We start from the raw sequence: 13,494 nt of genomic DNA, 5'->3' as shown, positions 1-13,494 counted from the left end.
TTTCCATAATTTAGGCCACCGTTAATGAATAATTGTCAAAATAATGATCAACCGCAATTTTGGCGGATTTTTTAGCTATTTTAGATTTCTTGAATCAGTTTTTCATATTTGCTAGATTTTGAATTGTTCGCATATATGTTGTTTTATAAACATTTTTAACATCATTTTTAATTTTAACTAATATTTTTTTATATTGATTTAAATAGTCTATTTTATTTGTCATTAGCCTTTTATAATTTTTTTCATCTGGAATTAAATCATTTTTTAATCAATAATTGTATATAAATAATTGATCCTTCTTGTGTTTTGCAATCATATATTTTGCATATCTTGTTTCATTTTTGAATTCCTCATTGTTCACAAGAGCGACGGCAAGCGACTTAATAATCATATTTTGCTTAATCAGTTTTTTAAACCAAACATCTTGGCCAAAGAAGTATCCAGTTGTTAGTTTTGAGCGAATGATATTTGAAATTTGTTCAATTGTCAATAATACAATAATGGTAAAAATTAGGTATGATGAAAGCTTGTCTCAGTCTTCAGTTTTGGATGAGTATGTACTGATTTGGAAACCAAAATCACTAGCTCCTACGGCGCCAATTACCACTGTACTTTTGAAGTTAATTTCAACTCTATATAAGAAGTTAGACAGAGATTGCGGTAATATTGATTTAATAACAATAAATTTGACTTTTTGAAATCATGTTGCGCCTAGTGAGTCTAAGGATTGAAACACCTTGTGTGGAATTTTTTCAACTGACTCCATAATTAGTTTTCCAAGCATACCAATTGAATGTATCCCCAGTGCCAAAACCCCGGCAAATAGTTTTGAGTCTTTTGACAAGATTATAAAAAGGATGGCAAAAGTGAACGCTGGTATAGCACGAATAACAATAATAATCAATTTAAATGGGTAAGAAAAATACTTATTAATATTTTTTGCGGCGAGAATTCCTAATATTAGTGCAAAAAACAAACCAATGACTGAGGAAGCTATTGCCACTAGTAGAGCCGAAGCCCCTAATGGTATAACACTTGTTTTTGATGTTTTTCAATTGCCACCAAACAATGATCAATCCGGATTGAAAAGCTTATTAATTCCATCTTTGAATTGGCTAATTTTTATACTATTTCCAATTTTTCATTCAATTTGTGTTAGCGAAGCAAGGATAAGCGCAAACACAAGAATAATGACAAAAATCTTGAATATATATATTTTTGACTTTTGCTTTTTAAGCTGTTCTAATTGTTTTGCAAATGGAAGTTTTTCATCAATTTGAGGGTGCTTTTGAGAATATTCTAAAATGAATTTTTTAATCATATAGTTTAATGCTTCGATTATTATCATCAAGGCAATTAACACTCATAAAACAATTGACATATGCGATAGGTTATCTGTTATGGCGTATTGATCAGAAAGAAGTTGTCCAATTGTTGATATTCCAACAATTGATAAAATAGCTGCAAATCTAACAACCATTTCGAATGAGTAGAATCCATATGATACAATTCTCTTTATTAAATAAGGTAAAATTGCGCTTTTAAAGGCAAGAGTTTTATTATTTCCAATTGCTTGCGCTCCCTGAAATGCACTTGTATCATAGGTGTCTAAGTCTTCATATAATCATTTTGTCATTAATGAGCTAACAAATATAGCAATTGAAAACATTGCCGCTAATGATTTTGAAAATAAGAAGAAAAAGATAAATGCGAATACAACTGGGGGGACTGCTCTAATTATCGACATTATTATTCTAAAGGGAAGATAAATTAATTTATCTTTAATAATATTTTTAGAGCTTAATAATGCTAGCGGTACTGATATAAAAATACCAAGTATAGTGCCTAATATTGAGTATGAAATAGTAGTTCATAAATAGGATAAGCTGCGCAAGAAGGTTGCATAAGGCGTGAACTCTGCAGCTCCGATTTGTGCTTTTTTATTAGTCTCAAAAAAGTGCGAAATATGGTTTCAAAAAGCTTTTCAGTTTTGAAAATCAGGTTTAATAGCAGCGATTATTATTACAACCAAAATAAAGATTAGTGCACCACCCAAGATTTTGAACCAAGGGAACTTTTTAGTTACCTTTTGGCCATTGATGTCAACGAATTTAGGATTAAAGTAATTTGTTACTGATTCACTAAATAATTTTAGTTTGCTTTTATATTCAATAGGACCGCTAGATTTGCTTTGCTGTTTATCCATTTCTAGATTTCCAATTTTTTAATTTTTTCTTTAATTTCATTTTGAATAATTAGTCTTTTTCTACGGTTTTCATTGAATTGTTCTTCATCAAATTGTTCCAATTTTTTTCCATATATTTCTTTTAATTGTTCTAAATTAACTTTATCTCAACTATCATTAAAAATAATTTTGCCTTTTTTTACGCCTATTATTCGATCTGCATATTGTAGGGCTAGATCAACATGATGGAGATTTGCAATTATGGTAATTTTTTCAGATTTGTTAGCTATTAAAAAACCATCCATAACACTTTTAGCCATAATCGGATCAAGTGCCCCTACAGGTTCATCTGCAAGAATAATTTTTGGTTTTTGGGCTAGAGTACGTGCTAAGGCCACACGCTGCATCTGACCGCCTGATAAATCTTTTGCTAAATCATAAGCATTTTCTAGAATATTAACTTTTGCTAAACATTGATATGCTAGTTCAATATCGCTTTTACTATAAATTCCAAAAAACGCTCTAAATAAATTCATTTGTGGTAATCTTGCCGAGAGAACATTTTGTAGTACAGTGATGTTTTCCACTAGATTATAATTTTGAAAGATAATTCCAATTTTTGTTCTAAATTGTCTTAATTTTTTTCCTTTTAATTCATTAACATTGTAAGGCCCAACCGTTAATTTTCCTGAGGTAATGGTATTTATTTTGTTTACTGTTTTAATTAGTGTGGTTTTTCCGGCTCCCGATAGACCAATAATTGCAACAAACTCGCCTTGATTAATTGAAAGATTTACATCAATTAAGCCCTTAGTTCCATTAGGATATGTTTTTGATACATTATCTCAGTTTATATTTCAATTATTATTAGTATTTTGTTGTATGTTGCTAATACTTTTTATTTTTAGATTTTTATTCATAATTAAGTTTTATATTAAATTAAATTTTTATATTATTCTAAGAAAGATTTAAAGCCTTCAAAATGTTTTTTAAATCATTGTTCAGGGTATATATATGAGGCGGCTGATGTTGTTGAAGTATAACCATAAATTACATAATCCCTTACTTCTGATCATTTTAGTTTTCAATTAGAACCTTGTTCTTTTAGGGCTTTAATAACAATTTTGTAAATTTCAGAATCTTTGCGAACATAAATATATGAACGATAGAAGCCAACGGTTGGAAGTTCTTCTCCTGTTGCCAACGAATCAATATGTGTTTTTAATTCATCGTTGTATCCGTTTGTAGTTGAATTTGGATTTTTAGATGGTTCCTTGTTGATATAAAGATTATTTTTATTAAATATTTTGTAGTTATTAAATGCTTCAACTAGTAGTTTTTCATCATTAAATTTAGGTGTTGATGGATTCTGCTTGCTTATATATGGGTCAATAATTTGGACATTTCTACCAGCTTGAATAATAAAGCTAGAATCTCCAGATAGCTTAGCTCATGTATCGACGGGTAGAAAGGCGACATCGATCGATTTAGCTTTCAAAGCTGTCGCAGCACTATTGTAATCACTTGAAACACTAATTTCAATATTTTTGATTCCTTTTTCCTTTATTCATAATTGTAGTTTCTCTGTTGCTTTTTGTACTAATGCGGCATCAGAAGAAGGGATGAATTGAATTTTAAGGTTTTTCTTTTCATCAACAGTTGTGAATTTACTTGTTTTTTCATCAAAGGAAATATATTCACTATCGCCCTTAGGAATAACTTCATAGGCTTTTTTTGAATCTCCATTTATGTTGTAAACGATATTTGCATCAAATCCAACTGGAGCATAGCCATCATGGTTGTATATTTTGAATATACTTTGGATCTTGTTATTTTTATCTAAGTAAGTTAGATTGCTTTCTTTGCTAGAATCTTTATTATCTTTTACTTGTTTGTTTGATTCTTTTATTGCAGCAATTAAAAGTTGTTGAAGAGCCTTAATATCGCCAAGCTTTAAGTCAGATCTCGCCTGAACACCATCATTTGAAATGTGCGATGTAGCCCCAATAACTGCCAGATCATTAGCATGGTCTTTAGCATAAAAACGAGCGTCTGATCATGCCCCGGCAACAGTGATTGATTTGTTAGCTAGTTTTTGCATAGCATCAGCATAGCCCTGGGTTTTTATTGCTTCGACATTGGAATCTGTTGTACATTGTGAAGAAATTAGACCTATAGCCATCGGAAGAATAGAAGCACTAGTTATAACTGAAGGTAGTAAGAACTTTCTGATTGATTTTTTCATTTGTTTTCCTTTTTGTGTGGATTTTCTTTAATATAAAGTATTTAAATTTACAAACGAAATTATATTAAAAACTCAAGGAGCAATAAAAAAACACTTATTAGAAGAGTTTTTTTAAAAAAATTAACAAGTATGAAAAAAAATAAATTTTTTGTGGTGAAAAATTATATTATAAAATTAGTTTTTTTATGAAATTACAATTTTTTTATTTTGCTGCAATTTAACGTAAATGTTAAAAAAAGTTATTTTATAAATTTTGTGTAATCCCATTTGGTTCGAAAATTTAAGATAAAAGTTTAGTGTATTAAAATTGCAATATTAGCAATAGTAAAATCTTCAAATTTTCGCTAAATTTTAATGATAAAAATAAATATTTATATTTGTAATTTATAATAAATATGTTTTTTAGAATGGAGAATTCATGGAAGATAATAAAAAAATTGAGGTTTCATTAGGCCTAGATTTAGGGATTGGTTCAGTAGGCTGGTCACTTGTTAATAATGAAACTAACGAAGTTATTGCGCTAGGTTCTAGATTGTTTGATGAACCTAATTTAGCTGAAGATAGAAGAGCACACAGATCTCTTAGAAGAAGTATAAGAAGAAAAGCTTTAAAGAAAAATACTTATGCAAAATTAGTTATTAAATATAGCAAAATGTTTAATTTAGATTTAAAATCTGTCGAAGATGTTTTAAATATTTATTTAAAATCTTCACAAAAACACCCACATATTATAAATTTAAAATATAAAGCATTATCAAAAGAAATTTTATCAGAAGAATTAATCTGAATATTACACGATTATTTAAAAAATCGTGGTGTATTTTATGAAATAGAAGAAGAAACCAAAGATAATAAAGGCGGCGATAAGAATAACAGTTCATTTGCCGAATTTAAAGACGATTCAAAATATCCAAGCGAAATTGAAAAAAAATACTTTGATAGATTTGGATTTGTCAAAAACATTGAGGCAAACACAGGCAATTTATTTACTAATAAAAGATGAGTTGCCGAACTTGAAAAACTTTTCGAAGTTCAATCTAAAAAATATGATCAAAAATTATTTAAAGAATTTAGTGATAATTATCTAAATTTATTTAAATATATACGTTCATTTGAACAAGGGCCTGGCAATATAAAAAGTCCGAGTGAATACGGAATTTTTCAAAGAGATGAAAATGGTGAAGTTATTCAAAAATATACTGTAATATGAGAAAAAACCACTGGAAAATGTAGCGTGTTTAAAAAAGACAATAGAGCGCCTATTAATACACCAAGTGCAGAAATGTTTAATTTATTACACAATTTAAACAATACAACTTTCTATATTGACGAAAATTCACAAAATAAAATAAATCTAGACAATCAAGTTAAAAAAGATCTAATTTTAAATTGATTTAATTCATTTAAAAACGATAAAAAAGTTAAAAACATAGATAAAAAATCAATTATTAAAGAAATGAAAAAAATTAATAATGATTTAACTACGAATAGTTTTAGCAATGAAGATATCGATTATAATAATCTAAATATAACAAATGAAATTTTAAATATCTTTGTAAAAAATAATTGTATTGCTTCAATGTTTAACAGTGAAAATTTATTCAATGTAATAAGAGACTTAGATAAGCTATATCAACCAATATTTTATAATAGAAGTATTGATAACCGTATCAACAAGTTAAACGATAAAGAATGTATTAAAGTATTCAATAAATATTTATTAAATGACAGTGATATTCAGAACACGATAAAAGATATTGCTCAAAGTTCTAAATTAAAAGGAAATAAAACACATTCACTTTCATACCGTGTTTTTGAACATACGTTGCAGGCATTGTTTGATGAAATTACCAATCTAGAGTCATTAAAATGAAATAAAGAAAGTGATTTATATAAAGCAGTTAGTGAATATAATAAAGAAAATGAAATTAAACTAATTTCAAAAGAACAAACTGGCAAATATTTACAAGCCAATTTTTTAGACGATTTAATTGTTTCTCCAGCAGTTAAAAGTTCAATTAGAGAAAGCGTTAAGGTATTTAACCAAATTATCAAAGAATTTGGAAAAAAATATTTAATCACAAAAGTTGGCCTAGAAATGCCAAGGGATAAAAACGGTGAAGAAGAAGCTAAAAAAATCAGTGCTCAAAATAAACACAATAAAAAAGTTAATGATCTAATTGAAGTGGCAGTAAAAGAAAGAACTATGGATAATTCATTCAGTATTTCAAATTGCTCAGATCATACAAAATTAAAGTTATTGCTATGATTACAACAGGACGGAATTGATTTGTATTCTCTTCAAGATATTGATTTAAGAAAAGTTTATAAAGATCCAGGATATACAGATATTGATCATATTCTTCCTCAAAGCAAAAGTTTTGACGATTCAATCAGAAACAAGGTTTTGGTACTAAAAGAGTCAAATAGGCAAAAGAAAAATAAGGTTCCTAAAGACTTTTTATCAACCGAAAAATTTGAAGAGCTAAAAAAATGGTTATATGTACATTGAAGATCAAAAGCCGATAAATATACTTCTAAAAAAGATAAAATCAAAGATTTACCTTGATTTAAAACATACGATGAATTAATTGCAAAGTGCAACAATTTATTGCATGACACACTTTCTCAAAGCGATGAAATAGAATTTGCTTCTAGAAATTTAAACGACACGCGTTATGCATGTAAAGAATTTTTAAGTATTTTAGCAAACTATGCTAAAAATCATGACAATCAATTCACAATAAAACCTATTAGAGGTAAATTTACAAGCATAATTAGAAAATTAGCGAAGTTGGATAAAAAGAACCGTGATGAATTTGATCACCATGCTATTGATGCTTCAATATTGGCAATTGCAGCAAACAATATGAAAATGAACCATAATAAATGAGCAATTTTGGAAAACTACTACATTGACAAAGACAACAACATTATTGATAAAGAAACTGGTGAATTTATTTGTAAGCGTTCTGATTTAACTGTCAATACCGAGGATATAACAGATAAAGTAAAAAAATCGATAGGTGAAAATAGACAACAAGAAATTAAATCTAAAGTAAGATTTACAAGAAAATTAACGAAAGATCATAATATCGAACTATTTAATGCAACTTTATACTCTTCTATCAAAGATCCAGACGATGAAAATATAATTTATAAAGTTGAACGTAAAAGTATCTATGATATGAAAGATTACTTCGAAAAAGAAGATAAACACGATAATGTATTAATGTTCAGAAGTCACCCTCAAGAGTTTAATAAACTTAAGAATATATATCTAGAATATAAAGGTGAAAAAAGTCCTTTTGAAGTTTATATGAATGATTTACAAAAAGAATATAGTGAATTAATTTCAGAAGAGTATAAAGATTTCTGTAAAAATAATCAAATTTTATTACTCGTTGAAAACAATAAAGTCAAAATGGTTAAAAAATTGAAAATAGTTAGTGATAAAAAAGATATTAACAATGTAGCTTTAAATAAAAATGATAGCAAGTCATTTAAAGAATCATTTAATTGGGTTGCGCTATTGATTTATAAAACAAGAAAAGATAAATATGCTTATATCCCGGTAAATGCAAAAATCTATACATTTGATAACAATAAAAAATCTGATTTTTCTTTAGAAGAAATTTACAATCAAAAAGAATTAAATAGAATTAAAAAAACATTAGACATTCCAGAGGAAAATAAAATAATTGATGTCTGATATAAAAATACGTTGTTTAAGAACGCAATCGATAATCAAGTCTATTATTTATGCGGCGCAGTTTATAGTTCTCAAACTATTGAGGTTAAATACATTTCAAAAAGAAATGTAATAAAAAATGGAGAAAAATTAGAAGAAAAAAGGCTAAGAATTAAAATTTCTTCTTTTTTCTCGAATTCAATAAAAACAAAAAATAGAATAATTTAAATTTAAAGGTACTGTAGATAATTTTGTGTAAAAATCTCCAAACGCAAATATTTTAAGTTTGAATATTTGCGTTTGGAGATTTTTTTAATATGCCAAAAAAGATATTAAAATGCTAAGTGCAAAAGAATTATATGATAAATATAAATTAGCAACTCAGGAAGAGGTTTGCGAAATTATTAAGCAAAATACTAAGGATCTTATTCAAACAATGCTAGAAGAAGAGATGAAAAAACACCTTGGTTACGATAGATATGAGCATGGAAAAGCGATAAAAGATAACTATCGAAATGGTAGTTATTCTAAAAATCTAAGATTAAATTTAGGTGAAATTTAACTTCAAGTTCCGAGGGATAGAAACTCTGAATTTGAACCAACAATAGTTCCAAAATACCAGTATGATATTTCCAAGATTGAAAGCCAAATTATGGTCTTTATTCAAAAGGAATTTCAACGAGAGATATCTTTCAAACTCTTAAGGAAATGTACGGAGTTGAAGTTGATGCTACTTTCGTTAGCAGAGTAACTAATAAGATAATTCCACACATAACAGAGCGAAGAAATAGACCTTTAGAAAAAAACTTATGCCATGGTTTTTATTTATGGAATAAGGTTAAAGTTAAAGAAGAAAATAAACTTGTTAAAAAGTCAGTTTACATAGTTATGAGATACTCTTTGGAAGGAAATAAGGATGTTTTGGGGTTCTCTGAATCGGGGAATCTGAAAGTGAAAAATATTGAATTCAAGTACTAAATGACCTAGTCCAATTTAATGAATTTTTTAAATAATATTTAAAATTGCAATGTAATTTTTTTGCTTAGTATATAAGCAGAAAGAAGAATATGAAGAAAATAATCGATGTTACGGAAAGTGAATATTTATCACTTTTTTTAGGAAATTTAATTATTAAAAAAGAACAAGGTAAAATTACAATACCAACTAATGATATTGATAGTATTATTTTCGAAAATAATAAAACAACAATATCAATACCACTAATTAATAAATTTATAAAAGAAAAAGTTAACATAATTATATGCAACGAAAAACATCTGCCTCAGGCGCAAATTATTCCGTTTGATAATTATTATAATAACAAAGTATTTTTATCTCAATTAACTTGAGATGAGAATTACAAAGCCATAACCTGAAAAAATATTATTAAATTAAAGATTTCTAATCAACTTAATTTGTTAGTAAATTTTAATTTAGTTAATGATGAAGATTATCAAAAATTTAAAAATTATATTTTAGATGTCAAAATTGGTGATTTATCTAACCGCGAGGCTCATGCGGCTAAACTTTATTATAAAAATATTTTTGGAGCTGATTTTAAAAGAGAAAGAAATAACTTTGATGATGATATTAATGCGATGCTAAATTATGGGTATACGATTTTACTATCATTTTATAGTCGGGCAATTAATGGGCGTGGCTTTGATAATCGCATTGGCGTTTTTCATAAAAGCTTTAATAACCCTTATAGTTTAGCATGCGATCTAATGGAAATAGCTAGAGTGTTTATTGACTATGTTGTATATCAGTATTTAATCAAGAAAGCTAATTATCAAGAAGTGAATTGAAAAATTTTTAAGCAAATGCTATATGAATTTTTTGATGAGCACATTAATGTCAACAATAAGCATATAAGAATTCGCGATTATATTGATTATTCAGTTAAAAAAATATTAGAAAATTGTTCATTAGAAGAGTTAATCATTGATTGAAATTCAAAGTAGATTTATGCGAATAATTGTTATGTATGATATTTCGATGGACGATGATAATATCGCTTATTATAATAAATTTAGAAATGAACTAATCAAATTAGGTTATAGCATGATTCAATATTCAATCTATGTTAAATGTATATCAGCTCACACTCAATATCCTTATGAAAAGGATAAACTAATAAAAATCGTTCCAAAAAAATCAAATGTGAGAATTTTATTAGTAACAGAAAGTCAATATCAAAATATTGAAATCATTAATGGCGAAAAATCACTAAATGAATATTACTTGGATAAAAAAATATATTTAGAGGTATAAATTATGTTAGAAATAATAAAATTTAGTCATCTTTTAGATTATGACTATCAAGGAATTAGAGTTATTGAAAGCAGTAACTCTTTAGCTTTTTTAGCTATGTTAATTAATCATGAAAATCAAAATAATCAACCAAGTCTTTTAATTAATAATAAAGGCTATTTTGTTAATGAAAGTATTATTATTAATCCATTATCAAAAGTTATTAATATCCTTAACTTTAGCAGTAAAAATAGTTTATATAAAATGTTTATAAAAGACAGTAGAATTGATCAAGAAAATTTAATCAAAAGTGATTTATTATCTGAAGTATTAAATTTTTATACAAATTTAGTTGCTGAAGATTTTATTTATCTTAATTTAGATAAATCAAAGTTAGTTAAATTTTTATTCCAACTAAATGATCAGAAATTGATTAATAAAGATATTTTATTTAAGTTTTTTGATTTAACAAATCAATTAGATAAGCAACTTGTAATTATCACTAATTTTGATAATATCAATATTAGCGAGTTGGTTACTTTTACTAATAAATTTAACTTTATTATATTAACTAACAATATTTGAGATATTTGTAATAGCTTTGAAGAGTTGGAAGTTTGTTCAATTTTTGATAATAAAACATTTATCAATATTGATAATGTATCTCTAATTAAAGAAATACTTATGCAAAAATTCAATATTGATGACATTGAAAAAATCAAAGAAAGTAAAACATTGCAAAATGCTATAAAATCAATCATTTTAGATTAATTTTTAATCAAATTTGAACGTTTTTATACAAGAATTCATTAAATTGTAACAAGAATGAGCCACCTAACATATATAGTAAAATGTTATAGGTGGTTTTATTATGCGCAAAATAGAATTAAACTATTTTCAATTAAATAGAAAACGAAAATTATTAGATGTTATAACTACATATTCTGATTTAACAAATAAGCAATTATCCTTAAGGGCAAAATGTTCAATATCAATCAAAAAAAGATTAAAACAAAAATTAAAAAATGCTAAATTATGCAAAAAAGAGGTTAACTTAGCACATAGCAATCAATGAGGCGATAGAAAAAAGATTTACAATAATGATTTAATTATCAATTATGAAAAAAATATGAAAGCAAAAAATTAATTACTGGAACAAAAATAGTTCTTGTAATTAATATATGTCTTAGTGTTTGTTTTATGAGAGAATAACTAATGTAAAAATATCATATAGCCAATTAACAAGAAGACTTACACAAAGCGGATTTCTAAGTGCTTTTGCTCATAAGAATACAATAAAAAGACAAAGAACTTTTGCAAAAAATATATACCTTATAAGCCAAATATTTTGCCTAAAAAAGATTGCAAAACTAAACATAACCTCAAAAAGAAAATTAGTAAATATAGGTGAATATGTTGAACTTGATGGATCTATTCATTTTTATGTTGATCGAACCTCATGAGCAATTGCTGCATGTAACGATGTTTCAACTCCAAAAGTTTTATCACTTTATTTTGATAAAAAAAGCGTAAATCAGTAAAAGGTTATCAAATTATTATTCAAGATATGATTAATGAATATGTGATACTAAAGATAATGATTAGTGATAATAGAATGAATTTTCATAATAGCCTCGAATCTAGCGCTATTTTGTATGATGCAGTCACAAAATTAGGTACTGAATTTATAACAACATCAGTATCTAATGAAAAACCACATATATAAAGTTTTTGAAGAATTGCACATAATTGAATTCCAATATTCTTAAAAGATAGAAATATTAAAACAAACCAAGACGCTAATAAATATAGATACAAAATTATTGCAATGCTTAATGATATAAAAACAAGAAAATCAATTACCGATTCTGAAAAAAATGAATTTAGAAAACCAAACAGTGCAACTCTTGAAGCTTATTTTGATTTGCCAATTAAAAGACAAATTTTTAATGGAATTGTAACATTTAAAAATAAAAAATATATTCCTAAAAATGAAAAAAATCAAAAAATAAAAGTCACATCAAAAAAATGATGCAACTTTTATGATCGAGCAGATCAACAATACTATTTTCACATAAACAATAAAAGACATAAAGCTTTTGAATTGAATGAAAACGACATTCAAATGTATGAGAAAATACCATATAGTAAAAAGCTTCCTCTTGGAATATCGGTGGTTAAAAAAAATGTGAAACATCAAGAAGCCGGATATTACTACAATCAAATGTTATCTAAAAAAACAGAAATTTTAGAATCTTTTGTTAAAACTGGTCTTATTTCATAAAGAGAAATAGATTTAATGCGATCAATTAATGAAGATTTATAAAAAAATAAGAAGAGACATAAATTTTATAAATTATTCTATTCCTAGTAGAGCTTTTTTATATTTTTTATTAGAAATTATTCAAAATGTATACTTAAATAAGTTCAAAATATTTGTGGCTCATTTTTCATGCTAATTAATGAAATTTAAACGTTTTTACACAAAAATGACATTTTAGTACTATACTATTTTTAAGCAAGGTTAGACCTCTGCTCACTTAAATCTACAAACTTTCTAAATTTTAGTACTATACTATTTTTAAGCAAGGTTAGACTAATGCCCTCAATTCTACCAAATGGTTGTGATTTTAGTACTATACTATTTTTAAGCAAGGTTAGACTCATACCAATCAATCAATCGAAAAAAGTGCATTTTAGTACTATACTATTTTTAAGCAAGGTTAGACAATAAATATAACATCACAACCTAAAAGAAAATTTTAGTACTATACTATTTTTAAGCAGGGTTAGACAGATTGGCAAAGCTTTTTATAAATTATATAATTTTAGTACTATACTATTTTTAAGCAAGGTTAGACCTCAACTTATATTATGAAAATAAATTACTGATTTTAGTACTATACTATTTTTAAGCAAGGTTAGACTCAACTACAACAAGTCAAAATAATACATCTATTTTAGTACTATACTATTTTTAAGCAAGGTTAGACATAGAAGTTGTAACATTATTAAAAATATTTATTTTAGTACTATACTATTTTTAAGCAAGGTTAGACATTATTCTTACAGGATCGAGAATGTTGGGTATTTTAGTACTATACTATTTTTAAGCAAGGT

At 26.3% G+C, this 13,494-nt stretch carries 13 protein-coding genes and 1 CRISPR repeat array (1 of these 14 only partly in view); of the genes, 10 read left to right on the top strand and 3 right to left on the bottom strand.

Annotation, left to right across the window (positions count from 1 at the left end):
- Positions 1–10: 10 nt before the first annotated feature.
- Genes ACSH4Z_RS02625 through ACSH4Z_RS02615 form a run of 3 tightly spaced genes read right to left on the bottom strand, consistent with a single transcriptional unit; the run spans position 11 to position 4,430 of the window.
- Positions 11–2,206, bottom strand: a complete 2,196-nt coding sequence (locus ACSH4Z_RS02625) for a PhnE/PtxC family ABC transporter permease (RefSeq protein WP_438340434.1) — start codon at positions 2,204–2,206, stop codon at positions 11–13.
- A 2-nt stretch (positions 2,207–2,208) separates the two neighbouring features.
- Complete coding sequence (gene phnC, locus ACSH4Z_RS02620) at positions 2,209–3,105, bottom strand: phosphonate ABC transporter ATP-binding protein (RefSeq protein WP_438340433.1); 897 nt, start codon at positions 3,103–3,105, stop codon at positions 2,209–2,211.
- A gap of 32 nt (positions 3,106–3,137) precedes the next feature.
- The gene (locus ACSH4Z_RS02615; RefSeq protein ID WP_438340432.1) at positions 3,138–4,430 is read right to left on the bottom strand and encodes a hypothetical protein; all 1,293 of its coding nucleotides are present in this window, start codon (positions 4,428–4,430) and stop codon (positions 3,138–3,140) included.
- A gap of 418 nt (positions 4,431–4,848) precedes the next feature.
- Here ACSH4Z_RS02615 and cas9 point away from each other — a divergent pair, with 418 nt between their 5' ends.
- From cas9 to ACSH4Z_RS02565, 10 genes are all read left to right on the top strand, one after another.
- The gene (gene cas9 / locus ACSH4Z_RS02610; protein WP_438340431.1) at positions 4,849–8,349 is read left to right on the top strand and encodes a type II CRISPR RNA-guided endonuclease Cas9; all 3,501 of its coding nucleotides are present in this window, start codon (positions 4,849–4,851) and stop codon (positions 8,347–8,349) included.
- A gap of 109 nt (positions 8,350–8,458) precedes the next feature.
- Positions 8,459–8,683 carry a transposase gene (locus ACSH4Z_RS02605; RefSeq protein WP_438340430.1) on the top strand — a complete coding sequence of 75 codons (225 nt, stop codon included), beginning with the start codon at positions 8,459–8,461 and terminating at the stop codon, positions 8,681–8,683.
- A 29-nt stretch (positions 8,684–8,712) separates the two neighbouring features.
- Positions 8,713–9,099 carry a transposase gene (locus ACSH4Z_RS02600; protein ID WP_438340914.1) on the top strand — a complete coding sequence of 129 codons (387 nt, stop codon included), beginning with the start codon at positions 8,713–8,715 and terminating at the stop codon, positions 9,097–9,099.
- A gap of 89 nt (positions 9,100–9,188) precedes the next feature.
- On the top strand, positions 9,189–10,085 hold the full coding sequence (cas1, locus tag ACSH4Z_RS02595) for a type II CRISPR-associated endonuclease Cas1 (RefSeq protein ID WP_438340429.1): 897 nt from the start codon (positions 9,189–9,191) through the stop codon (positions 10,083–10,085).
- Between the two features lie 4 nt (positions 10,086–10,089).
- Positions 10,090–10,395 (top strand): CRISPR-associated endonuclease Cas2, encoded by a 306-nt coding sequence (cas2, locus tag ACSH4Z_RS02590; RefSeq protein ID WP_438340428.1) that lies wholly within the window; start codon positions 10,090–10,092, stop codon positions 10,393–10,395.
- 3 nt (positions 10,396–10,398) lie between these two features.
- Positions 10,399–11,145, top strand: coding sequence for a hypothetical protein (locus ACSH4Z_RS02585; RefSeq protein WP_438340427.1), 747 nt, complete (start codon positions 10,399–10,401; stop codon positions 11,143–11,145).
- 100 nt (positions 11,146–11,245) lie between these two features.
- On the top strand, positions 11,246–11,521 hold the full coding sequence (locus ACSH4Z_RS02580; RefSeq protein WP_438340426.1) for a hypothetical protein: 276 nt from the start codon (positions 11,246–11,248) through the stop codon (positions 11,519–11,521).
- A 46-nt stretch (positions 11,522–11,567) separates the two neighbouring features.
- Positions 11,568–11,915, top strand: a complete 348-nt coding sequence (locus ACSH4Z_RS02575; protein ID WP_438340425.1) for a hypothetical protein — start codon at positions 11,568–11,570, stop codon at positions 11,913–11,915.
- 26 nt (positions 11,916–11,941) lie between these two features.
- A complete protein-coding gene (locus ACSH4Z_RS02570; protein ID WP_438340424.1) occupies positions 11,942–12,100 on the top strand; it encodes a hypothetical protein in 159 nt (52 codons plus the stop codon).
- 102 nt (positions 12,101–12,202) lie between these two features.
- The gene (locus ACSH4Z_RS02565; protein WP_438340423.1) at positions 12,203–12,658 is read left to right on the top strand and encodes a hypothetical protein; all 456 of its coding nucleotides are present in this window, start codon (positions 12,203–12,205) and stop codon (positions 12,656–12,658) included.
- Between the two features lie 210 nt (positions 12,659–12,868).
- A CRISPR array of direct repeats spans positions 12,869–13,494; the repeat unit is 36 nt; unit sequence ATTTTAGTACTATACTATTTTTAAGCAAGGTTAGAC (it continues 534 nt past the right edge of the window).

The sequence above is a fragment of the Mycoplasma sp. 125 genome (assembly GCF_051549845.1).
Taxonomy (GTDB): Bacteria; Bacillota_I; Bacilli_A; order Mycoplasmatales; family Metamycoplasmataceae; genus Metamycoplasma.
The sequence above is the reverse complement of the archived record's forward strand: the minus strand, read 5'-3'. Positions and strand labels throughout refer to the sequence as shown.